Here is a 21,957-nt window from a genome sequence, read left to right on the forward strand (position 1 = left end):
CGGTCCCCGGGGTGGTGTGGAGGGAGGGGCCGAGATGATCGCGACGAAGGCTTTGCGGCTCGCACTGCTGGCCGCAGGTACCGCGGGTGGCCTGTCCGGAGCGGCTTACGGCCTGCTCAACGGTCAGGCCGGGCACGCGCGAAGGGTCATCGGACCGCCGATCGCCGAGCCGCTGCGCGCCGACGGCGTGCACCTGCCCACCGGTGTCGGCCCGGTGGCGCGCAGCGAGGTCCCCGAAGACGTCCGGCCGCTGGAGATGGCGGTGCTCGGGGATTCCTCCGCCGCGGGGCTGGGCGCGAACTTCCCGAGCGAGCTGCCCGGCGTCCGGGTGGCGCAGGGCTTGGCCGAGGAGCTGGACGGGCCGGTCGCGCTGACCACGCACGCCATCGTCGGCGCGACGACGCGGGAGCTGTCCGCGCAGGTCGACGCGGCCCTGCGGCAGCCCCCGGAGGTGGTGCTGATCATCATCGGCGCCAACGACGTGACCTCGAAGCTGCCGGTCTCGCGGTGCGCGGAGCTGCTGGCCGAGCAGGTCCGGCGGCTGGTCGAGGCGGACGTGAAGGTCGTCGTGGGCACGTGCCCGGACCTCGGGTCGATCCGGCCGATCCCGCAGCCGCTGCGCTCGGTGGCCAGCCGCTGGAGCATCGCGCTGGCCCGCGCGCAGCGCCGCAGCGTGGAGACCGCCGGCGGCTACGCGGTCCCGCTCGCCGACCTGCTCTCACCGGAGTTCCTGACCAGGCCGGCGGAGTTCTTCAGCCCGGACCGGTTCCACCCGTCCGGCGCGGGCTACGAGGCTGCGGCGGAGATCCTGCTGCCGGTCATGTGCATGGCCATCGGCGCCTGGCAGGGCGGCCCGCTGCCGCCGGCCCCGACCCGATCGGAAACGGCCGAGGCCCGCCGCCCCACCAGCCGCATCGTCGCCCACCTCAACCGCCGCCTCCACCTCCGCGCCCCCGGCCGCGGCCTGGGTTGACCGGATTTCAGTGGAAATCGGATTCCTGACTTCCACTGGAATCCGGTCGGGCCTGAGGTACCGACCGGTTGGTATGGGGGTTGTCGGTGAGTGGCGTCACGGCCAAGATGGTCTCAACGCCCTTAAAGTGACTCGTCAGTAACGAGTTTTCGCGCCCCGGCGAACGAAGGAGTTCCCCATGCCCGAAGCAGTCATCGTCTCCGCCGCGCGGTCCCCGATCGGGCGCGCCGGCAAGGGATCGCTGAAGGACATCCGTCCGGACGACCTGACCGCCCAGATCATCAAGGCCGCCCTGGACAAGGTCCCCGAGCTCAACCCCGCCGACATCGACGACCTGATGCTGGGCTGCGGTCTGCCCGGCGGCGAGCAGGGCTTCAACATGGCCCGGGTGGTCGCGGTCGAGCTCGGCTACGACCAGCTGCCCGGCACCACCATCACCCGCTACTGCTCGTCGAGCCTGCAGACCACCCGGATGGCGCTGCACGCCATCAAGGCCGGTGAGGGCGACGTGTTCATCAGCGCCGGTGTCGAAGCGGTGTCGCGCTTCGCCAAGGGCTCCTCCGACTCGCTGCCGGACACCCACAACCCGCTGTTCGCCGACGCCGAGGCCCGCACCCAGCAGACCGCCGAGCAGGGCGCGGAGAACTGGACCGATCCGCGCGAGCTCGACCTCGTGCCCGACGTCTACATCCCGATGGGCCAGACCGCGGAGAACCTCGCGCGCCTCAAGGGCGTCACCCGCGACGAGATGGACGACTTCGGCGTCCGCTCGCAGAACCTCGCCGAGAAGGCCATCGCCAACGGCTTCTGGTCCCGCGAGATCACCCCGGTCACCACCCCGGACGGCACCGTGGTCTCCGCCGACGACGGCCCGCGCGCGGGCGTGACCAAGGAGGGCGTGGCCGGCCTCAAGCCGGTGTTCCGCCCCGACGGCCGGATCACCGCCGCCAACTGCTGCCCGCTCAACGACGGCGCCGCGGCGCTGGTCATCATGAGCGACACCAAGGCCAAGGAGCTCGGGCTGACGCCGCTGGCCCGCGTCGTGTCGACCGGCGTGTCCGGCCTGTCGCCGGAGATCATGGGCCTGGGCCCGGTGGAGGCGTCGAAGCAGGCCCTCAAGCGCGCGGGCATGAGCATCGACGACATCGACCTGGTGGAGATCAACGAGGCCTTCGCCGCGCAGGTCATCCCGTCCTACAAGGACCTGGGCATCCCGCTGGAGAAGCTGAACGTCAACGGTGGCGCGATCGCCGTCGGCCACCCCTTCGGCATGACCGGTGCCCGCATCACCACGACGCTCATCAACTCCCTCCAGTTCCACGACAAGCAGTTCGGCCTGGAGACCATGTGCGTCGGCGGCGGCCAGGGCATGGCCATGGTCCTCGAACGCCTCAGCTGACCTGGTTCAGATTCCGTGCTCCATCTGCATGGCGGTGCGGGTAGCGGAACCTGAGGCGGCCCTCCTGCTCCGGGCGCGCCGACTCATGTAGCCATTACACGACGTCGGCACGTCCTCACAGGAGGACCACCTCAGAACCCGCGGCGGTGCCGGGTGAGTCCCACACCTGAAACAGCGGCGGCCGCCGCGAACAGGTAACCCCCAACGACATTGGCCGCCACCCCTCGGGGTGGCGGCCAATGTCGGGTCTTGCGGGGATCCCGGTCAGTCGCTGCTGGAGAAGTACGACAGCAGGCGGAGGATCTCGAGGTACAGCCAGACCAGGGTGGTCATCAGGCCGAAGGCGATGTACCAGGCGAACTTGGCGTCAACACCGCTGCGGATCGCCTTGTCGGCGGCGTCGAAGTCCAGCAGGAAGCTGAACGCCGCGATGCCGATGCACAGCAGGCTGAAGCCGATGCCCAGCGGGCCCGCCTCGCGCAGGCCGAAACCGCCCGGCATGAAGAAGCTGGCGACCAGGTTGACCAGCATCAGCACTGCCGCACCCGCGACCGCGCCGATGATCCACTTGGTCAGCTTCGGCGTCACCCGGATCGCGCCGGTCTTGTAGACGACCAGCATCGCAGCGAAGACACCGAGGGTGCCCACGATCGCCTGCATGATGATGCTCGGGCTGAACAGCGACGCGAACAAGTAGCTGATGCCGCCGAGGAACACGCCCTCCAGCGCCGAGTAGGCCACGACCAGAGCCGGCCGGACCTTCTTGGTGAAGACGATGACCAGCGCGATCACCAGGGCGACCAGCGCCGCGGGCAGCGCCAGAACGACCGCGGGGGGACCGACCAGGAAGGTCAGCGTCGCGGTGATCACCGCCAGCACGAGCGTGATCGCGGTCTTGGTGACCACGTCGTCGATCGTCATCGGTCGCGCGGCCTGCGGCGGAGCAGCCGGCGCCTGGCCGTAGGACGACTGCTGTCCCTGGCCGTAGTTGAAGTTCGCGTAGCCACCGGCCATTTCCGGCAGCTTGCGGAACGCGGGGTTGCTCGTTGTGCGCAACTCATCCTCCTGGGCGTTCTTGCGCCGTCTCCAGATCCAACGACCGGCGGTCCCGATCGGTTCCCGGTTCGGTAAAACCGGACTTTACCGGACGCGAAAGGCCGGTGGTCACAAGATCCACCGGCCTTTGCTCACACGTTGTCTAACGCCTCTTCTTGGCTCTGGACGCCTGCTTACCAGGGCGGTTCTTCGGCTGGCTCTTCTTCCCGCCGGGCTTGCCGCCTGGCCGCTGACCAGGTGCGGGCTTGGACGGCTTGGCCTCGGTCGCGGTGGCCGTGGCGGCCTCGCCCTCCTCCGAGGAGGTCTCGGCCTTGGCGTCGCGGACCGGCTTCTGCCCCGGCTTGGGACGAGGCGTGGCCTTCTTCGCCTCGATCTCCTTCTGCCGCTCGCGCTCCTGCTCCGCGTCGATCTTCTTGGTCAGGAAGTGCTGCTGACCCAGCGTCCAGACGTTGTTGGCCAGCCAGTACAGCAGGACGGCGATCGGCAGGAACCAGCCGGAGACGATCGCACCGATCGGCGCGATGTACATCATGAACTTGGCCATCATCGCCGACTGCGGGTTGGCCATCGAGGCGTCGGTCTGCTTCTTCACCGACAGCCGCATGGTGAAGTAGGTGGCGACCGAGGCGATCAGCATCAGCGGGATGCCGACGATCATCATCGAGGTCCGGTCGGTGCCGAACAGCGCCAGTTCCGTCGCGGGCTGGGTGATCCAGTTCGACAGCTTCGCACCGAAGATGTCGGCCTGGATGAACGAGTCGACGCCGGCCTTGTCGAAGATGAAGTTGCTCTGCGCGCCCGGGTGGAAGTTCCGCAGCACGTGGAACAGGCTCAGGAAGACCGGGATCTGCAGCAGCGCGGGCAGGCAGCCGCCGAGCGGGTTGACCCCGTGCTCGGACTGGAGCTTCTGCATCTCCTGCGCCATGCGCTGGCGATCGTTCTTGTACTTCTCGCGCAGCTTCTGGATGTGCGGCGCGAACTTGGCCATCTTGCGGCCCGCGCGCATCTGGCTCAGCGCAGGCTTGATGAGGACCACGCGCAGCGTGAAGACCAGGAAGAACACGGCCAGGGCCCAGGCGAAGCCGTTGTCCGGGCCGAGCACGGTGCCGAAGACCTTGTGCCAGAACCACAAGATCGCCGACACCGGGTAGAGGATGAAGGAGAAGAAACTTTCCACTCAGCTACTCCTGGTCATGGGCCGCTGGGGGGCGAGCGCCCGACGTCGTTTCCATCCGGCGCAACCCGGGCCGTACGTGCGCGGCTGAACCCGCTGAAACGCAGGTCCGGCCAGTTCAAGGGTGCCATGCCCGGACGCCGGACGGCTGTCGCCCCCTGGCAGTCCACCGCGACCGAAGCCGATCACGGAACGTTTTCCCTGGTCACGCGGACAGGTGACCGGAGCAAGACCGGACCCGGCGCAGACCGGGCCCGGTTCAACCCAGCGTCACCGCCGCAGCGCTCGGGCGATGATCCGACCGGCGAACAGGTAGATCAGCGCGGCCAGCCCGTAGTTGAGCACCAGACCGATCGTCGCGTCACCCGGGGTGAACACGTCACCGAGGCCGAGCACGAAGAACTTCGCGGTGCCGTAGGTGAAGGCGACGAAGTCGTTGTCCTGGTTCGCGCCGGTCACCGAGAAGATGATGTGCAGCACGAACACCAGCGCGATCAGCGCGCTGAGCACCTGGACCGTGCGACCGATGGCGTCCGCGCTGGGTCCGCGGAACCCGTCCCGGTCGCGCCGGTCGTAGTCGCGGTCGCGGTCGCGGCGGTCGTAGTCGTCGCGGTACCGGTCGCGCTCGGGCTCGCGGTGGTCGTACCTGTCGTCGTAACGATCGTCGCGGTAGCCGTAGGGGTCGGCGTACGGATCGTCCCGGTAGCCGTCGACGCGCGTCTCCGGGTACGGGCTGTTCGCCGGCGGCTGGTAGCCGGGCACTCCGCCCGGCGGCGGCTGCTGAGGCGGCATCGGCTGCTGGGGCGGCATGGGCTGCCCGCCCATCGGCGGCTGAGCCGGCGGACCGGGCTGATACCCCGGGGGCACCTGCTGAGGAGCCGGTCCGGGAGGCATCTGCCCCGGCGGGACCTGCTGCGGCCTCGGCTGACCGCCCGGCGGTGGTCCCGGCGGGCCGGGAGGCGGTCCGGGCTGCTGAGGGCCGCCCTGCGGCGGTCCCGGCTGCTGCGGTCCCTGCTGCCCCGGTCCCGGCCGTCCGGCCCGGGGGTCTCGCTCGTAGGCCATGAGGGCGCATTGTCGCTGTTGACCCGGCCGGGGCGAAACCCCCGCGGGGTAATCGCCACCCCACCGCGTCCTGATCGAGCGTCGAGCGCAGCCGGCTGTTCACCGAAACGAAACCGGAACGCCATCGCGTCCAGCACGAAAAGCCTTCACCAACAAGCCGAACCGCGAAGATCACCCGAACGAGGTGCCCGAAATGCGCGGATGAAGGAGGTGCGAGCGGAGATGACCCGTTAGATTGGAAAAGTGCCCCCGGTCGGGTTCGAACCGACACTCTGACGATTTTAAGTCGTCTGCCTCTGCCAATTGGGCTACGGGGGCCAGCCTTGATACCGGCACGTGTGCCGGTTCGCCACTACGACGCGGCGAGACCGCCTAAGGTTCCCGCGCGCGGGCAGATTCCACACCCTCGTGATCTGGTCACCAGCTGCCCCATTCACCCACCGCCGCCGACTCCGCCAGCTCGTCGAACCGCGAGTGGACCCAGTCGTGCACCGCGCCGGAGACGTCCTTGCTGTCGGCGCGCTGCTCGAACCAACGCCAGTCGCAGTTGACGTTGACCTCCAGGAAAACCCACTCGTCACCCGCCCGCAGCAGGTCGAAGCCCGCCACGTCCAGCTGCCAGCGCTCGCACAGGCGCAGCAGCCGTTCGGCCAGGTCACCGGGCACGTCCACGGGCTCCACCACGACCGATTCGGGGTCGACCCACAGCTGAGCCGGGTCGAGCTTGTTCACCCGGAAGCCGATCGCGCGCTCCCCCACCACGAACACCCGCAGCTCCTCGTCGGCGTCGAGGTACTGCTGGACGAGCACGGGAGCCGGCTCGCGCGCCTCGCCACCGGTGCGGCGGATGTCCAACGGCTGGGGGAAGAGCCCGCGCAGCGCGCCGGGCTCCGGTTCGAGCATGTGGTGACCTGCGGTTTTGACGATGCACTGCGCGCCACCGGGGCGGCTGCGCCCGGGCATCGTGGTCACGGAGGTGCGGGGCACGCGCAGACCGACCGACGCCGCGCCCTGAAGCTGCGTCAGCCGGTCGAGCACTCCACCGGACGGCCCCGTGTTCACCTGGTCCCAATCGTCCCTCGTGGTCAGCCAGTTGCCGACCGCGTGCCACTGCTCACGAACATAGGCCCCGTAGACCGTTGCGGGATCAACGGGTACGGCGGTCATGTCGAAGTGTCGCCGCCAGATGAGTACCGGGCGCAAGAGCCAGCGGTGGAATTCGATCAGAGGAGTATCGGCGTGCACCGTCAGTGGTAGGTCCAGGCAGCGGTCCGCGTCGATGCGCACCATGCGGACGTCGTGCTCGGCCAGCGCGAGGGAGAGCTCGTTCATCTCCATGTCGGTGGCACGGGACAGCACGAGCACGCAGGGCACCGGGTCGCCGGGCTCCTCCTCGACGAGGCCGGCCTGGTACATGCGCTCCTGGAAGTCCAGCGGAGTGCCGGGCGCGCGGACGAAGTAATCCTGTCCTTGCAGCAGCACCGGCGTCGGGCGGAGCTCCGGCTCCGCCCGTTCCCCCTGGTCAGCGGGCCGGTCCTCGGCCGCGCTCATGATCAGTCGTCCTTCTTCCAGAACACCTTCGACGCTTCGGCGTAGTCTGCTTCGAAATCCGCGATCACGCCGTCCTGCACTTCCCCACTGCGCAAGATCGCCGCCAATTCTTTCAGCGTCAAGGGATTCACCCCTTCCCCCGCGTGACGCATCCTTTCAGGTGAAGACCCGAAGTGAGTCTTCGTTTTCCCGCTACTGATTGTCAAGGATAGCGGGGCGCCTTGTCCACCGCTTGGACGAGGATCTTGGAAACATGGAGGCCGCGCGTCATCGTCGACGCGCGGCCTGAGTGTCATTCGGCTCGGTGTGGCGTCAGCTCGCGGCAGCCCGCTCGAAGGCAGCCCGCGGGTTCTCGATCTGACCCATGGACACGGCTTCCCGCTTGAACAGGAAGGCCAGCGTCCAGTCGATGACGATCCGCATCTTCCGGTTGAACGTGGGCATCCGGCTCACGTGGTAGCTGCGGTGCATGAACCAGGCGACGAAGCCCTTGGCCTTGAAGCCGTAGACGTCCGCAACACCCTTGTACAGGCCCAGACCGGCGACCGATCCGGCGTACGCGTGCCGGTACTCCTTGGTCGGCTTGCCGCGCAGGGAGGCCAGCACGTTCTTGGCGAGCTGGTCGGCCTGGCGAACCGCGTGCTGCGCGGACGGGGCGCAGGTCGCGGCCGGGTCCTCGTCGGTCTTGGACAGGTCCGGCACGGCGGCGACGTCACCGGCGGCCCAGACCCCGGGCAGACCCTCGACCTGCATGTGCGCCGAGGCCTTGACGCGGCCTCGCTCGTCCAGCGGCAGGTCGCTGTTCTTGACCACCGGGTTGGCCTTCACACCCGCGTTCCACACCAGCGTGTCGGTGTCGAACTCCGTGCCGTCGGACAGGGCCGCGTGACCGCCCTCGACCGACTTCAGGAAGGTGTTCAGGTAGACCTTGATGCCGCGCTCTTCGAGGGCCTTGACGACGTAGACGCCCATCTTCTCGCTGACCTCGGGCATCACCCGGCCGGCGGCTTCGACGAGCACCCAGGACATGTCGCCAGGGCTCACGTTCGGGTAGTCACGGCTCGCGTAGCGGGCCATGTCCTCCAGCTCGGCCAGCGCCTCGACGCCCGCGAATCCGCCACCGACGAAGGTGAAGGTGAGCAGCCGTTCGCGCAGCTCCTCGTCGTCGGTGTTGGCCGCGGCGTCCATCTTGGCCAGCACGTGGTTGCGCAGGTACGTCGCTTCGCCCACGGTCTTGAGCCCGATGCCTTCCTCGGCGAGGCCGGGGATCGGCAGCAGCCGGGAAACCGAGCCCAGCGCCACGACGAGCACGTCGTAGGCGAGCGTCTCGGTTCCGCTCTGCGGGTTCTCGATCGTGACGAGCTTGTCGTCGTGCTTGATCTCGGTGACAGATGCGGTGATCACATGGCACCGCTTCAACACTCGTCGCAGTGGCGCTACCACGTGGCGGGGTTCAACCGAACCCGCGGCCGCTTCCGGTAGGAAGGGCTGGTAGGTCATGTGCGGCTGAGGATCGACGACCGTCACGGATGCCTCACGACGCCCCAGCTTCTTCTGCAGCTGAAGTGCCGTGTACATGCCGACGTAACCGCCGCCGAGGATGAGAATCCGCGTGGGATCGGATTTACCAGCCATGACTTTATGGTCGCACCACATACCGTGACCGCGCTGCAGCTACCCCCCTTAATGTGACGCCAGTCGCGAGTGGCATCGATCACGATCAACGCGCGGTAGGCGACCATACGCGCTGCGTACGCGCTCTGTAACGAACAAGCGCGGAGGGCGACATCGACCAGACGTCGCCTCTGGTGTCAGGGGGTCTGGTTGCGATCACCCTACCGAATCTCCGGCGAGAGGCGCCAAGCCCGCACCATTTCTTGATCGAGTTGACCGCGACCTGCGTCGACGCGTCAAAAGGCGGCAACCCCCGGAAATCCTGCGTGTCGATCAGGCTTCTCGGGCGATCCGCTCCAGCCGGTCGCGGTGATCCCGCCACTGCTGCTGGTCGTCGGTGGTCATGTTGTCGTTGCGCGGTCCGCGGCCGACGGCGCCGTCGATGAGCTCGCGGACGATGTCGAGATGGCCCGCGTGCCTGCCGGTTTCCTGGATCATGTGCACGAGGATCCGGTGCAACGTGACGCCGCCGCTCGGCCACCACGGCACCGATCCCCGCGAGTCGAGCTCCAGCGCGTCGATCGTGGTGTCCGCGTGCGCGCAGGCTCGGTGGTAGAGGTCGAGCACCCAGGCGCTCGACTCGTCCGCGGCGGCCCACAGGTCGGCGTTGAACTCCGCGCCCGGCTCCATCCACGGCGTCGGGATCCCCGACGGGCGCCCGAAGACGTCCCCGAAGTAGCCGAGCTCCATCGTCGCCAGGTGCTTGACCACGCCCAGCACGTTGGTCCCGGTCGGCGTCATCGGCCGCCGCAGGTCGTACTCGGAAAGCCCCTCCACCTTCCACAGCACGGCCTCCCGGCCTTCTCGCACGTAGTGCTGCAGGGCCACCTTCTCATCGGTCATGGGGGCGAAACTCCCACATCCCACCGACGTTCACCGGCCGTCCGAACGCCGCAGCAGGAGGGCGACGAAGGCGAGGACGCCCCGGTAGCCGCGCAACCACCCGTCGCGGTGACTCCGCGCGGCCTCCAGCGCCTCGGCCGCGTCCGGTTCTCCGCGGTGGTCGAGAGCCCACTCGGTCAGCGAGCCGGTCCAGGACCACTCGTAGTCGTCCCACTCGCCCGGTTCGCTGACGTGACCGTGAACCGGGGTCCAGCCCGCGTCCTCGACGACGTCGACCAGGTCCGCGAGGCTCAGGAGGTCGGCCGGATCTGCCCCGAGTGCCTGAAGCGCCCTCTCATCGGGCGGGCGTTCCCAGAAGCCGTCGCCGATCAGCAGCGATCCGCCTGGAGCGAGGTGCTCGCCGGCCGCGCGCAACGTCGCGGTCAGCCCGCCGAAGGCGTGCACCGCCCCGACGCACATGACCAGCCCGAACCCGCCGTCCGACCGGTACTCCCGCACATCGCCCCGCACGAACGAGACCCGGTCGGCGATGCCGCGACGGCGCGCCTCGTCCTCGGCCCGGCGCAACGGGCCGTCGGAGACGTCCACGCCCACGGCGCGGGCCGCCGGCTGCTCCTCGGCCGCCCGCAGCACCCACTCCCCCGCACCGCACCCGAGGTCGAGGACGGCGGACTCGACCCGGGCTCGCTGGACCAGCTTCCGCACGTTGACGTCGCTGATCGGGGCGGCGACGGGGTGCTCGGCATGCGCCAGCGCGCTCAGCTCATGGCGATCCATCCCGCGATCGTGGCCACTTCCGCTGCTGACCGCACCCGATTTTCCGGGGCTCACCCCGCGGTGCCGGGGTCCCTCCGGTAAGTCGCCGGGGACGTGCCGACGACCTGGGTGAAAGCGCGGGTCAGGTGGGCCTGGTCGCTGAAGCCGAGCTGCGCGGCGAGTTCGGACCAGTCGACCGGTTCGCCGGAGTGGGCAACAGCGGTGGCGTCGAGGATGCGGGAGCGCTGGATGACCCACTTCGGGCCGATGCCGACGTGATCGGCGAAGAGCCGCTGGAGGCTGCGCAGGCTGATCCCGGCGTGCTGGGCGAGCTGTTCGGCGCGCACGATGTCGGGCCGCCGTTGGGCCTCGTCGACCAGTTCGGTCGCTTCGCGGCCGGTGGGGTCGGGTTCGGGCTCGCAGGCCAGCAGATAGGCGTCGAGGACCGGGACGATCCGGGCGGTTTCGCTGGTGGCGAGGATTCGCTGGGCCGCGGCGCGGTCGTCGTGGCCGAGGACGTCCGCGGCCGTTCGGACGGTTCCCGAGATCGCTCCGACGCTGCCCTTCAGCAGCGCCCGGAACCCGCCGGGGTGGAAGGCCGCGCCGAGCACGTGACCGACTCCGGTCAGGGTCCGGAAGAACGGTTCGCGGGAGACCCCGTGGACGAAGAGCCTGCCGTCCTCCGCCGCGACGTGGACTCGCGGCTGCGGCACCACCTGCTGCCGGTGCGGGTCGGTGACGTTCCAGCGGACCAGCCAGTAGTAGTCGACGAACTCGGCCAGCGCAGAATCCGGTTCGAGGCGTTCCACCTCGAACACCCGCTCCCCCGCCTTCGGCCGCACGATCGCCTCGGGCCGCCCGGCTTTCGACATGCGCTCAGCGTAAGCCGTCGCGTTTGTTCAAGACCCGCACAACGGCGGGACCTAGCGTCGAGAGCATGACCTACCAGCACAAAGCCGCAGCCCGCTTCAACGTCACCGAGTGGTCGGAACACCTCGTCGTCGACATCGACGGCGAAGGCACCGAGGCCGGCGACGCCTACTACCCGAACCGGGGCATCACCCGCGCCGAGGTCCGGTACACCTACACCGGGGAGATCGAGGGCACGAGCACCCTGACGTACCTGATCGCCTACAAGGCCGACGCGGCACCGATCCTCTCCTTCGAGCGCTTCGAAGGATCCATCGCAGGTCACGAAGGCACCTGCGTCTTCCAGCACACCGGCAGCCAGGACAAGACCTCGATCTCCGCCCACCTCCAGGTCGTCCCGGGCATGGGCACCCGCGGCCTCGAAGCCCTCCGAGGCGAAGCCGACGTCTCCATCGCAGGCCACTCCGACAACGGCTACGAACTCACCCTGAAGTACTCCCTGGGCTGAGGCCGGGACGAGCCGTTCACCAGACGCGCGGGAACCTCCGGCCCCCGACCGCCGCAGACCCCAGGTCTCCCTCAGCCGCAGGCGGTTCTTGGCCCGAACTGTCCAGGCATAACGGACATGATCAGGAGCCGGTTCGGACCAAAACCGCCCACTCCCGCGCCCTCACCCGAATTCCGGCCTCGATGCGTCGGGGTTCGGCTCTACAGTCGGCACGTGCCCGATCCGCGCGGGTCAGGTGTTCTTGGGCTGCGCTGGCCCCAGGCGCATCCAGACCGACCTGGCCGTCCACGGGGAGCCGCACAGTGCAGTTCGACCAACAACGTCAGGACTACTTCGACGCACTCGCCTGGGTCACAGCCCTGATGGAGGCGACCACAACGGCGCAACTGACCGATGCGACACCGTGCGCGGAGTACGACGTGCGCGCGCTCGCCGGCCACTTGATCGGCACCGCGCACCGCGGGCTCGGGACCGCCGAAGGGGTCTCCACGCAAGCGATCCCGCACGCCGTGACCGATGTTCCCGACGCGCAGTTGGCCGCGGCGTACGCCGCTCTGGCAGACCGAATCCGGGCCGCGTGGAAACCGCTGCGGTCCGATGACCAGGTCCGAGCCCCCTGGGGACCGTGCACGGCGCATACCGCCGCACGCGGATTCACCATCGAGACCGTCACCCACGGCTGGGACCTCGCCATCGCAACGGATCAACCTTCGACGAAGCTGGATCACGCAGCCGAACGATGTCTCCCCTTCGCCACGGACGTGATCCCCGATCGCCTGCGCGGAGTCATGTACGACGATCCCGTGCCCGGACTTGCGGCCGCATCGGCGACCGAACGACTGGCTCACCTGCTCGGACATCAACGCCAAGCGCTGCCCACACGACTCCAAGCCGACGCCAAGCGCGAGGCGACGTCCGAACCACCAGGATGAAGCGCCGGTCAGTCCTTTCGCCCTTCCACGACATCACCGTTGGGACATCACGAGGCTCGGACACCGCCTGTCACGCGGACAGCGGTTGGATCCGGTCCAACGTGTCGGCGAGAGCGTCCCTCTCACGTTCCAAGTCGTAGCGCGACTGAAGGTTGAGCCAGAACCTCTCGGAGGTGCCGAAGAAGCGCGCAAGCCACAACGCCGTGTCGGCGGAGATCCCGCGCTTGCCGTGCACGATCTCGTTGATCCGCGGCGGAACACCGATGGCCACGGCCAACCGGTGCTGAGTGACGACGCCGAGAGGCTCCAAGTACTCCTCCGCCAGGACGTCGCCGGGATGAACCGGAGGCATGACGAACTCGTCAGACATCCTCAGCTCCCTCCAGCGGTAGTCCACGATCTCGACGTTCTCCGGGCCGGCCGATGTCCACTCGAAGCAGATGCGCCACTGCTGGTTGATCCGAATGCTGTGCTGGCCAGCCCGATCACCGTTGAGCTCCTCCCACCGATTCCCAGGCGGGATCCGAAGGTCTTCCACGGTCTCCGCCGCATCAAGGATGATCGCAACCCTCACCCCCACCCGCCAGGTGCTTCGCTCGTTGGAAGACCTCTCGGAGCATGGCCGGGGTGAGCCTGCCGGTGAAGGTGTTCTGCTGGCTGACGTGGTAGCAGCCGAGGAGGTGGAGCGGGGGTCCTCCGTCGGTGGCTGGGAGTTCGGCGTGGGCGAGGTGGCCGAACTTGGGCCTGGGGCGGGGGACCTGCCAGACGGCGTCGGCGAGGACCGGCAGGAGGGATTGCCAGCCGAAGCCTCCGAGGACCACGACGACTCGGAGGGTCGGGCGCAGCAGATCCAGCTCGCGGACCAGCCAGGGGCGGCAGGTGTCGCGTTCGGCCGGGGTGGGTTTGTTGGCCGGTGGGGCGCAGTGGACCGGGGCCGTGATGCGGGTGTGGTGCAGCCGCAGGCCGTCGTGCAGCGAGACCGACTCCGGTTGGGAGGCCAGGCCGACGTCGTGGAGCGCCTGGAAGAGGACGTCGCCGGAGCGGTCTCCGGTGAACATCCGGCCGGTGCGGTTGCCGCCGTGGGCGGCGGGGGCCAGGCCGACGATCGCGATCTCCGCCTCGGACGGGCCGAAACCGGGAACCGGGCGGCCCCAGTACTCCTCGTCGCGGAACGCGGCGCGCTTGACGCGGGCGACCTCCTCGCGCCAAGCGACCAGGCGGGGGCAGGCCGTGCAGCGGCCGACCAGTTCGTCCAGCTCCGCCAGGTCGCCCGCGCCGGGGGCCGCGTCGGCGGGTTCTCCGGACGGGTCGTTGATCAACTCCGAGGGCTTCTCCACCCCGCAAAACTGACAGAAGACGCCTCTCGTGGCACGTAATGTGGGCGGCATGGCAGACGAGAAGGCCGACGAGGCGACGCAGCAGGACACCACCCCCGCCGAGCCGGTGGACGATCTGGTCAGCACGCACCACGCGATCACCGTGGACGGCACCGAGCTGTCCTACACCGCGACCACGGGACGCGTCGTGCTGCGCGACGAGGTCTACACCGACGGCAAGTTCGACGGGCACAAGGCCAAGGCCGAGGTCTTCTTGACCTCCTACGTCCTCGACGCCGCTCCGGACAGCAACCGCCCGGTGACCTTCGCGTTCAACGGCGGCCCGGGTTCGGCGAGCGTGTGGCTGCACCTCGGCGTGCTGGGCCCGCGCCGAGTCCTGTCCGGCGATGCCGGGGACCTCGCCCCGCCGCCCTACGGGCTCGCCGACAACCCCGAGACGCTGCTCAAGCACAGCGACCTGGTGTTCATCGACCCCGTCTCCACCGGCTACTCGCGGGCGATCGAAGGCGGGAAGCCCGGTGACTTCCACGGTTTCCAGGGCGACATCGAGTCGATCGCCGAGGTCATCCGGCTGTGGACGACCCGCAACAGCCGGTGGATGTCGCCGAAGTACCTCGCGGGCGAGTCCTACGGGACGCTGCGCGCGGCGGCGCTGGCCGACCACCTCCAGTCGCGGCACGGGCTGTACCCGAACGGGCTGCTGCTGATCTCGTCCGTGCTGGACATGGGCACGATCCGGTTCACCGAGGGCAACGACCTGCCGTACTCGCTCTACCTGCCGACCTACGCGGCCATCGCCCACCACCACGGCAAGCACGGCGACCGCCCGCTGCGCGACGTCCTCGACGAGGCCGAGAAGTTCGCCGCCGGCGACTACGCGTGGGCACTGGCGCGAGGCGCTCGGCTGACCGCCGAGGAGCGCGCCGACGTGGTGCGCAAGGTCGCCGAGCTCTCCGGGCTGACCGAGGACTACGTGGACCGCGTCAACCTGCGCATCGAGCACGTCCGGTTCTTCACCGAGCTGCTGCGCGACGAGCGCAGGACCGTGGGCCGGATGGACGGGCGCTTCACCGGCTGGGAGCCCGACGCCGCGGTGGAGCGCTTCACCGACGACCCGAGCATCTCCGGCATCCGCGGCGCCTACTCGGCGGCCATCAACCACTACCTGCGCGAGGAGCTCGACTACCGCAGCGACCTGCCCTACGAGACCCTGACCGGCCGGGTGCAGCCCTGGTCGTACAAGGAGTTCGAGGGCGCGGCGGTGTCCGTCGTGGACCGGCTCGGTGCGGCGATGCAGGCCAACCCGCACCTGCGGGTGCACGTGGGCTGCGGCTACACCGACGGCGCCACGCCGTACTTCGCCGCCGAGCACGTCCTGGCGCGGCTGCCCGTCCCGGAGGAGCTGCGGGAGAACATCGACGTCCGCTACTACCCGGCGGGCCACATGATGTACGTCCACGAGCCGTCCCGGATCCAGCAGTCCGAAGACCTCGCCACCTTCATCACCCGCTCCTAGCCGGAAACCCCGGCCGGGCGTGTCTTCGCAGTTCAGGAACACGCCCGGCTCGGGGGGTTCGGGTTTCGCGCGAAGTTCGACGGTGGAACGCGGCGTTCGAACTTCGCGCGAAGTTCGATTCGCCTGCCCCGTGACCGCGGGATTCTCGAAATTTCGGTGCGCCACGGCGGTTGCTTGCGATTGACACCGCGCGGCGGTGGGCGACACTGAGCACGTGGTCAAGACGCTGCACCCGCAGAACTACGCCGACGTCTACTACGTGGGCGATTACTACCGCCAGGGCAACGCCGTCCTCATGGACCTCACCGACGTCCGGGGTCCCGAAGCGACCCAGCTCGTCGACTTCGCGGCCGGCCTGGTCGTGGCCCGCGGCGGGGACATGCAGCGGGTCGCACCGAAGGTCTTCCTACTCAGCCACCCCGAGCAGCCCGAACAGCGCTGACCCGGCGCAGCGCGCGAACGGGCGCCCCCACCTGAGTTCGGTGAGGGCGCCCGGTTCTCGTCGATCTCACACCACGACGTGCGGGATCTCCTCCGCGAAGTGGCAGGCCGAGGGGTGCCCGCCCGTCCGGACCTCCAGTTCCGGGACCTTCTCGGCGCAGATGTCCTGGGCCTTCCAGCAGCGGGTGCGGAAGCGGCAGCCCGACGGCGGGTTGGCCGGGCTGGGGACGTCGCCGGTGAGGCGGATGACCTCGCGCTTGCCGCGCAGGGTCGGATCGGGGACCGGCACGGCCGACAGCAGGGCCTGGGTGTACGGGTGCTGCGGGTGCTCGTAGATGTCGTCCTCGGTGCCGACCTCGGCGATCTTGCCGAGGTACATCACCGCGACCCGGTCCGACAGGTGCCGGACCACGCCCAGGTCGTGGGCGATGAACACGTACGAGAGCCCGAACTCGTCCTGCAGGTCGCCCAGCAGGTTCATCACCTGCGCCTGGATCGACACGTCCAGCGCCGACACCGGCTCGTCGCAGACGATCACCTTCGGCTTGAGCGCCAGCGCGCGGGCGATGCCGATGCGCTGCCGCTGGCCGCCGGAGAACTGGTGCGGGTAGCGGTGGATGTGCTCGGGGTTGAGGCCCACGACGTCCAGCAGCTCCTGCACCTTGCGCCGCCGCTCGCCCTTCGGCGCCACCTCGGGGTGGATCTCGAAGGGCTCGCCGACGATGTCGCCCACGGTGCGCCGCGGGTTCAGCGAGGTGTAGGGGTCCTGCAGCACGATCTGCATGTCCCGGCGCAGCTTGCGCAGTTCCGAGCCGCGCATCCTGAAGATGTCGCGACCCTCGAACAGCGCGGTGCCGCCGGTGGGGTTCTCCAGCCGCATCAGCACCTGCGCCAGCGTCGACTTGCCGCAGCCCGATTCCCCGACGATGCCGAGGGTTTCGCCGCGCTGCAGGTCGAAGGACACGCCGTCGACCGCCCGCACGTGCCCGACGGTGCGACGCGGGAAGCCCGCGCGCACCGGGAAGTGCTTGACCAGGTTCTGCACCTGGAGGATCGGCTCAGCCACGGCTCATCATCTCCTCCGCGAAGTGGCAGGCGCTGACGCGGCCCAACCCGAGGTTGTGGTCGGTCGGCACCTCCGTGCGGCACTTGTCCTCGGCCCGCGAGCAGCGCGGGTGGAACGGGCATCCCGGTGGCACCGCCATCAGGTTCGGCGGCAGGCCCTTGATCGTCTCCAGCTCCTGGCCCTTGAGGTCCAGGCGCGGGATCGACCGCATCAGGCCGTCGGTGTAGGGGTGGCCCGGGGCCTTGTACAGCGAGTACGCGTCAGCGGCCTCGACGATGCGGCCCGCGTACATCACCACGATCCGGTCCGCGACCTCGGCGACCACGCCCAGGTCGTGGGTGATGAGGATCAGGCCCATGCCGCGGTCCCGGCGGAGCTCGTCGAGCAGGTCCATGATCTGGGCCTGCACGGTGACGTCCAGCGCCGTGGTCGGTTCGTCGGCGATGAGCAGGTCCGGGTCCAGCGCCAGCGACATCGCGATCATCGCGCGCTGCCGCATGCCGCCGGAGAACTGGTGCGGGAACTCCTTCACGCGCTGCTTGGCGTTCGGGATCTTCACCTGGTCCAGCAGCTCCACGGCCCGGTTCGTGGCGTCCTTGCGGGACATGCCGCGCCGCGTCCGAAGCTGCTCGGCGATCTGGAACCCGACCGTGTAGACCGGGTTCAGCGCCGACAGCGCGTCCTGGAAGATCATCGCCATCGCGTCGCCGCGCAGCTCTCGCCTGCGCTCCTCGGTGGCGGTCAGCAGGTCCTCACCGCGGTAGCGGATCGCACCTCCGGTGATCGCCCCCGGCGGGATGTCCAGGATGCCCATCACCGTTTGCGCCGTGACGCTCTTGCCGGAACCGGATTCGCCCAGCACGGCGAGGGTTTCGCCGGCGTCGACGTGGTAGTTCACACCGTTGAGGACCTTCGCGACGCCGTCCCGGGTGCGGAACTCGACGTGCAGGTCCTCGACCTCCAGCAGACGTTCCGCCGAGGTCTCGTGTTTCGTTGCGGACACAGCGGTTTCTCCTACTTCTGCTTCGGGTCGAGCGCGTCGCGGACGGCGTCACCGAGCATCACGAACGCGAGGACCGTGACCACCAGGAAACCGGCCGGGAAGAGCAGCAGGTGCGGGGCGGCCTGGATGTAGTTGCGCGACTCCGCGATCATCACGCCCCAGGACACGACCGGCTCGCGCAGGCCGATGCCCAGGAACGACAGCGTCGCCTCCGCACCGATGAACCCGCCGAGCGCGATGGTCGCGTAGACCATCACCGGTGCCAGCGTGTTGGGCAGCACGTGCCGCATGATGATCCGGCTCGGGCTCGCGCCCAGCGCGCGAGCCGCCTTGACGTAGTCCTGCTGCTTGGCCGCGATCGCCGCCGACCGCATGATGCGCATCGAGATCGGCCAGGACAGCACCGCGATCGTCACCACGACCTGGGTGATGATCCGGCTGCCGCTGGGGATCTTGATGTCGGCGTTGAACGTGGTCAGGATGACGATCGCGCCGAGCACGAACGGCAGGCCCATGAAGATCTCGGAGAACCGCGAGATCAGCGTGTCCACGATGCCGCCGAAGTACCCGGCGACGATGCCGATCAGGCCGCCGAGCAGCACCGTCAGCAGCGTCGCCGCCAGGCCCACCAGGATCGACGCGCGGGCGCCGATGATGGTCCTGGCGTAGAGGTCGCGGCCGAGGTTGTCGTAGCCGAACCACGCCTCCCCCGACGGGGTGTCGCGCGCCTTGGTCAGGTCCTGGAAGTTCGGGTCCGCCTGCGTGAACAGCTGCGGGAACGCGGCGATGATCAGCAGCAGGAGGATGATCGCCGAGGCGATCAGGAACAGCGGACGCCGGCGCAGATCGCGCCACGCATCGCTCCAGAGACCGCGAGGCTTCTCGTTCTTGGCCTGCTCGTTCTTCTCGTCCGCTCGTGGTGCCTCGGCCGCGGGGGTGGTGGCGAGGCTGGTGGTGGGGCGTGGGTCAGTCATATCGGATCCTCGGGTCGAGCACCGCGTAGAGAACGTCCACCAGCAGGTTCATCAGCAGGTAGACCAGAACCAGGACCGTGACGATCCCGGTCACCGTCGTGCCTTCCTGGGTGGTGATGCCCTTGAAGACGAGGCCACCGATGCCGCGGATGTTGAACACGCCCTCGGTGACGATCGCGCCACCCATGAGCGCGCCCAGGTCGGTGCCCAGGAAGGTGACCACCGGGATCATGGAGTTGCGCAGCATGTGCACCCCGACGACGCGGCGGGGCGCGAGGCCCTTGGCGACGGCGGTGCGCACGAAGTCCGCGTGCTTGTTCTCCATCATGCTCGTCCGCGTCAGCCGGGAGACGTAGGCCATGGACAGGGATCCGAGGACGAACCCGGGGATGAGGAGTTCGCCGATCGTGGGATCGGAGGAGACCGTGGTCTTGATCAGGCCCAGCTCGGAGCCGAGCACGATCTGCAGCACGAAACCGGTGACGAACACCGGCAGCGCGATCAGGAACAGGGTGGACACCAGCACCAGGTTGTCCAGGAAGCCGCGCCCGCGCAGGCCGGTCAGGACACCGGCGAGCAGACCGATGACGCCCTCGATGATCAGGGCGACGATGGCGAGCCGGACGGTGACCGGATAGGCCTGTTCGAGCAGCGAGGAGATCGCGGTACCGGAGTAGGTCTCCCCGAAATCACCCATCAGCAGGTTTCCCAGATATTTGAAGTACTGGACGATCAGCGGATCGTCGAGGTTGTACTTCTCGTGCATCTCCGCGATGTAGGCCGGAGGGCAGCCGCGGTCGCCGCACTTGCCCGCGAACGGGTCGCCGGGAATCGCCCACACCAGCAGGTAGATGATAAAAGTCGTCCCGATGAAAACCGGGATCAGTTGCAGCAACCGCCGCAACACGTAGCGACCCATCCGGGCCTCCTCCATCAACAGCAGCGCAGGGCCCGGCCCACCGGGTTTCGATGGGCCGGGCGCGCACTCGGTTTTACGGGTTCAGGCGCACCGTGCTCAAGTCGAGCTCGCGGTAGGCCTTGACCTCACCTTCGGCGACTCGCTCCGAGAAGCCGTACTGCACCGGCTGGGTCCACAGCGGGATGACCGGAAGGTCCTCTCCCAGCAGCTTCTCCGCATCGGCGTAGGCGGCGGTGGCGGCCTCCATGGTGGGAGCCGCGTTCGCCTTGTCCAGCGCGGCGTCGAACGCCGGGTTGGAGTACTTGTAGTCGTTCGACGACGCGTCCGTGCGGTACAGCTGCGTCAGGAACGTCTCGATGTTCGGGTAGTCGGCCTTCCAACCGGTCCGGAACAGACCGTCGAACTGGAACGCGTTGGCCTTCTGGCGGAACTCGCCGAAGGTCGGCACCGGCACGAACTGGGTCTGGATGCCCAGGTTCTGCTGGATGCTCGCGGCCACAGCCTGGACCCACTCGTTGTGACCGCCGTCGGCGTTGGTCTCCAGGGTCAGGGTGCCCTGGAAGCCGCCGGCCTGGGCCAGGTACTGCTTGGCCTTCTCCGGGTTGAACTCGCACGCCTCGCCGCACTGGCCGGGGCGGTAGCCGTCGGCCGCCGGGGTGGCGAAGCCGTCCGCCGGGTCACGACCGCCCGAGAACACCTGCTGGGTGATCGTCTTGCGGTCGATCGACATCGAGATCGCCTTGCGGACCAGCGGGTTCTTGAACTTCTCGTCGTAGGTCGGGATGCCCAGGTTCTGGGTGAGCAGACCCGGCTTCTGCTTCGCGCGCTCGCCGAGGTCCTGCTTCCACTTGTCGCCGACCAGCGCGGAGACCGGAACGGCGCGCAGGAAGTCAAGGTTGCCCGAGACCAGGTCCTGGTAGGCCGTGTCCAGGTTGTCGTAGACCTTGAACTTGGCGCCCTTGATCGTCGGCTTGTCGGTGCCCGCGTACTTGTCGTAGGCGGTCAGGTTCAGCTCGACGTTGGGAGTGCGGTCCTGGAACTTGAACGGACCGTTGCCGATCGGGTGCTGCTCGAAGCCCTTGGGGTCGGCGAAGAACGCGTCGGGCAGCGGCATGTAGGCGGAGTAGCCCAGCACGACCGGGAAGATCGTGAACGGCGCCTTCAGCTTCACCGTGAACGTCGTGTCGTCGACGACCTTGAGACCGGACATCTCCTTGGCCGGCGGAGTCGGGGCCTGTGCCGGGCCCTCGTCACCGTCGGGGTCCTCGGACTGCAGCTGGTCGTAGCCGTCGATCTGCTCGAAGAAGCTCGCACCCTGGAAACCGTTGGGGCCGTAGGCCGAGTAGTTCCAGGCGTCGACGAAGTTCTTCGCCTTGACCGGCGTGCCGTCGTGGAAGGTCCAGCCCGGCTTGAGCTTGATCGTGAAGTTCTGGTTGTCCGTGGTCTGGATCGACTCGGCGACCGCGTTCTCGACCTTGAGGTCGCTGGCCCGGTAGTTGACCAAACCCGTGAACATCGAGTTCACGATGAAACCACCGTTTTCCTCGGTGGTGTTCGCCGGGACAAGAGGGTTCTCCGGCTCGCCCCAGTCAAGGGTGACGATGCCGTCCTCTCCCGAGCCGCTGCCGCCACCGCCGCAGCCGGTGGCGAGCAACGCCACCGCCAGCGGGGCCGCGACCAATGCGGCCAAACGTCCCTTTCGCATGTAGGTCCTCCCGCTTCCCACGCGCGCCCCGGGTTTGTTTTCCAGGGGCATCACGCACGACGGTTCTTCACCGTCGCGTCAGACGTGCGTAAACATAAGTGAGAACCGGGCGGCGGCAATGCAGTGTCACAAAGCCGTCACTTTCTGAATCGATACATCGTTCCCGTTCTTTGCAATCGGGACAACGTGTCCACCCTC

General features: G+C 68.5%; 21 protein-coding genes, 1 tRNA gene and 1 pseudogene. 6 read left to right on the forward strand and 17 right to left on the reverse strand.

Annotation, left to right across the window (positions count from 1 at the left end; genetic code table 11):
- Positions 1-34 precede the first annotated feature (34 nt).
- A complete protein-coding gene (locus E1202_RS03765; RefSeq protein WP_132681067.1) occupies positions 35-973 on the forward strand; it encodes an SGNH/GDSL hydrolase family protein in 939 nt (312 codons plus the stop codon).
- Between the two features lie 178 nt (positions 974-1,151).
- Positions 1,152-2,372 (forward strand): acetyl-CoA C-acetyltransferase, encoded by a 1,221-nt coding sequence (locus tag E1202_RS03770; RefSeq protein ID WP_132681069.1) that lies wholly within the window; start codon positions 1,152-1,154, stop codon positions 2,370-2,372.
- A 264-nt stretch (positions 2,373-2,636) separates the two neighbouring features.
- Here E1202_RS03770 and E1202_RS03775 read toward each other — a convergent pair whose 3' ends face one another.
- The 9 genes from E1202_RS03775 to E1202_RS03815 form a co-directional block, all read right to left on the reverse strand.
- On the reverse strand, positions 2,637-3,428 hold the full coding sequence (locus E1202_RS03775) for a Bax inhibitor-1/YccA family protein (protein WP_132681071.1): 792 nt from the start codon (positions 3,426-3,428) through the stop codon (positions 2,637-2,639).
- Between the two features lie 142 nt (positions 3,429-3,570).
- A complete protein-coding gene (yidC, locus tag E1202_RS03780) occupies positions 3,571-4,605 on the reverse strand; it encodes a membrane protein insertase YidC (RefSeq protein ID WP_132681073.1) in 1,035 nt (344 codons plus the stop codon).
- 267 nt (positions 4,606-4,872) lie between these two features.
- Complete coding sequence (locus tag E1202_RS32020; protein WP_235877659.1) at positions 4,873-5,664, reverse strand: hypothetical protein; 792 nt, start codon at positions 5,662-5,664, stop codon at positions 4,873-4,875.
- Positions 5,665-5,908: 244 nt separating this feature from the next.
- Positions 5,909-5,982 (reverse strand) — tRNA-Leu (locus E1202_RS03790).
- A gap of 99 nt (positions 5,983-6,081) precedes the next feature.
- Positions 6,082-7,215 (reverse strand): ATP-grasp domain-containing protein, encoded by a 1,134-nt coding sequence (locus tag E1202_RS03795; protein WP_132681075.1) that lies wholly within the window; start codon positions 7,213-7,215, stop codon positions 6,082-6,084.
- Between the two features lie 312 nt (positions 7,216-7,527).
- Entirely contained in the window at positions 7,528-8,850 is a 1,323-nt protein-coding gene (locus tag E1202_RS03800) for an NAD(P)/FAD-dependent oxidoreductase (RefSeq protein ID WP_132681077.1), read from the reverse strand.
- Positions 8,851-9,162: 312 nt separating this feature from the next.
- Complete coding sequence (locus E1202_RS03805; protein ID WP_132681079.1) at positions 9,163-9,732, reverse strand: DinB family protein; 570 nt, start codon at positions 9,730-9,732, stop codon at positions 9,163-9,165.
- Between the two features lie 30 nt (positions 9,733-9,762).
- Entirely contained in the window at positions 9,763-10,509 is a 747-nt protein-coding gene (locus E1202_RS03810; RefSeq protein WP_132681081.1) for an SAM-dependent methyltransferase, read from the reverse strand.
- Between the two features lie 50 nt (positions 10,510-10,559).
- A complete protein-coding gene (locus tag E1202_RS03815; RefSeq protein WP_132681083.1) occupies positions 10,560-11,360 on the reverse strand; it encodes a helix-turn-helix domain-containing protein in 801 nt (266 codons plus the stop codon).
- A gap of 65 nt (positions 11,361-11,425) precedes the next feature.
- Here E1202_RS03815 and E1202_RS03820 point away from each other — a divergent pair, with 65 nt between their 5' ends.
- The gene (locus E1202_RS03820; protein ID WP_132681084.1) at positions 11,426-11,866 is read left to right on the forward strand and encodes a DUF3224 domain-containing protein; all 441 of its coding nucleotides are present in this window, start codon (positions 11,426-11,428) and stop codon (positions 11,864-11,866) included.
- A 302-nt stretch (positions 11,867-12,168) separates the two neighbouring features.
- Positions 12,169-12,798: a TIGR03086 family metal-binding protein gene (locus E1202_RS03825; protein WP_207918451.1), complete on the forward strand. Its 630-nt coding sequence runs from the start codon at positions 12,169-12,171 to the stop codon at positions 12,796-12,798.
- A gap of 70 nt (positions 12,799-12,868) precedes the next feature.
- Here the strand turns inward: E1202_RS03825 and E1202_RS03830 are convergent, their stop codons facing one another.
- The 3 genes and pseudogenes from E1202_RS03830 to E1202_RS03840 all read right to left on the reverse strand — a co-directional run bounded on the left by E1202_RS03830 (position 12,869) and on the right by E1202_RS03840 (position 14,114).
- Positions 12,869-13,168 carry a HigA family addiction module antitoxin gene (locus E1202_RS03830; protein WP_132681330.1) on the reverse strand — a complete coding sequence of 100 codons (300 nt, stop codon included), beginning with the start codon at positions 13,166-13,168 and terminating at the stop codon, positions 12,869-12,871.
- Positions 13,169-13,252: 84 nt separating this feature from the next.
- Positions 13,253-13,378 (reverse strand): annotated as a pseudogene (locus E1202_RS32765) (type II toxin-antitoxin system RelE/ParE family toxin); the annotation flags it as partial.
- Positions 13,350-14,114 (reverse strand): uracil-DNA glycosylase, encoded by a 765-nt coding sequence (locus tag E1202_RS03840; protein WP_328590948.1) that lies wholly within the window; start codon positions 14,112-14,114, stop codon positions 13,350-13,352. The gene E1202_RS03840 and the pseudogene E1202_RS32765, both read right to left, overlap by 29 nt.
- A gap of 70 nt (positions 14,115-14,184) precedes the next feature.
- Here E1202_RS03840 and E1202_RS03845 point away from each other — a divergent pair, with 70 nt between their 5' ends.
- Both E1202_RS03845 and sepF read left to right on the forward strand, forming a co-directional pair.
- The gene (locus E1202_RS03845; protein ID WP_132681090.1) at positions 14,185-15,651 is read left to right on the forward strand and encodes a S10 family peptidase; all 1,467 of its coding nucleotides are present in this window, start codon (positions 14,185-14,187) and stop codon (positions 15,649-15,651) included.
- A 196-nt stretch (positions 15,652-15,847) separates the two neighbouring features.
- Entirely contained in the window at positions 15,848-16,093 is a 246-nt protein-coding gene (gene sepF, locus E1202_RS03850) for a cell division protein SepF (protein ID WP_132674075.1), read from the forward strand.
- A 66-nt stretch (positions 16,094-16,159) separates the two neighbouring features.
- Here the strand turns inward: sepF and E1202_RS03855 are convergent, their stop codons facing one another.
- The 5 genes from E1202_RS03855 to E1202_RS03875 all read right to left on the reverse strand — a co-directional run bounded on the left by E1202_RS03855 (position 16,160) and on the right by E1202_RS03875 (position 21,759).
- Positions 16,160-17,158, reverse strand: a complete 999-nt coding sequence (locus E1202_RS03855; protein WP_132681092.1) for an ABC transporter ATP-binding protein — start codon at positions 17,156-17,158, stop codon at positions 16,160-16,162.
- A complete protein-coding gene (locus E1202_RS03860; RefSeq protein ID WP_132681094.1) occupies positions 17,151-18,161 on the reverse strand; it encodes an ABC transporter ATP-binding protein in 1,011 nt (336 codons plus the stop codon). Before E1202_RS03860 ends, E1202_RS03855 begins: the two co-directional genes overlap by 8 nt.
- 11 nt (positions 18,162-18,172) lie before the next feature.
- Positions 18,173-19,135 (reverse strand): ABC transporter permease, encoded by a 963-nt coding sequence (locus E1202_RS03865; RefSeq protein ID WP_132681096.1) that lies wholly within the window; start codon positions 19,133-19,135, stop codon positions 18,173-18,175.
- Positions 19,128-20,054, reverse strand: a complete 927-nt coding sequence (locus E1202_RS03870) for an ABC transporter permease (RefSeq protein ID WP_132681098.1) — start codon at positions 20,052-20,054, stop codon at positions 19,128-19,130. The genes E1202_RS03865 and E1202_RS03870 overlap by 8 nt, the downstream gene beginning before the upstream one ends.
- Before the next feature lie 73 nt (positions 20,055-20,127).
- Complete coding sequence (locus E1202_RS03875) at positions 20,128-21,759, reverse strand: peptide ABC transporter substrate-binding protein (RefSeq protein ID WP_207918452.1); 1,632 nt, start codon at positions 21,757-21,759, stop codon at positions 20,128-20,130.
- Positions 21,760-21,957: the final 198 nt, after the last annotated feature.

This window comes from Saccharopolyspora karakumensis, assembly GCF_004349225.1.
Classification (GTDB): Bacteria; Actinomycetota; Actinomycetes; order Mycobacteriales; family Pseudonocardiaceae; genus Saccharopolyspora; species Saccharopolyspora endophytica.

Bases quoted from the DNA above. Each gene is read 5' to 3' on its own strand.
- E1202_RS32020 (WP_235877659.1), bottom strand. From the start codon at position 5,664: ATGGCCTACGAGCGAGACCCCCGGGCCGGACGGCCGGGACCGGGGCAG.
- E1202_RS03805 (WP_132681079.1), bottom strand. From the start codon at position 9,732: ATGACCGATGAGAAGGTGGCCCTGCAGCACTACGTGCGAGAAGGCCGG.
- E1202_RS03815 (WP_132681083.1), bottom strand. From the start codon at position 11,360: ATGTCGAAAGCCGGGCGGCCCGAGGCGATCGTGCGGCCGAAGGCGGGG.
- E1202_RS03810 (WP_132681081.1), bottom strand. From the start codon at position 10,509: ATGGATCGCCATGAGCTGAGCGCGCTGGCGCATGCCGAGCACCCCGTC.
- E1202_RS03845 (WP_132681090.1), top strand. From the start codon at position 14,185: ATGGCAGACGAGAAGGCCGACGAGGCGACGCAGCAGGACACCACCCCC.
- E1202_RS03875 (WP_207918452.1), bottom strand. From the start codon at position 21,759: ATGCGAAAGGGACGTTTGGCCGCATTGGTCGCGGCCCCGCTGGCGGTG.
- E1202_RS03765 (WP_132681067.1), top strand. From the start codon at position 35: ATGATCGCGACGAAGGCTTTGCGGCTCGCACTGCTGGCCGCAGGTACC.
- E1202_RS03820 (WP_132681084.1), top strand. From the start codon at position 11,426: ATGACCTACCAGCACAAAGCCGCAGCCCGCTTCAACGTCACCGAGTGG.
- E1202_RS03865 (WP_132681096.1), bottom strand. From the start codon at position 19,135: ATGACTGACCCACGCCCCACCACCAGCCTCGCCACCACCCCCGCGGCC.
- E1202_RS03870 (WP_132681098.1), bottom strand. From the start codon at position 20,054: ATGGGTCGCTACGTGTTGCGGCGGTTGCTGCAACTGATCCCGGTTTTC.
- E1202_RS03770 (WP_132681069.1), top strand. From the start codon at position 1,152: ATGCCCGAAGCAGTCATCGTCTCCGCCGCGCGGTCCCCGATCGGGCGC.
- E1202_RS03800 (WP_132681077.1), bottom strand. From the start codon at position 8,850: ATGGCTGGTAAATCCGATCCCACGCGGATTCTCATCCTCGGCGGCGGT.
- E1202_RS03830 (WP_132681330.1), bottom strand. From the start codon at position 13,168: ATGTCTGACGAGTTCGTCATGCCTCCGGTTCATCCCGGCGACGTCCTG.
- E1202_RS03795 (WP_132681075.1), bottom strand. From the start codon at position 7,215: ATGAGCGCGGCCGAGGACCGGCCCGCTGACCAGGGGGAACGGGCGGAG.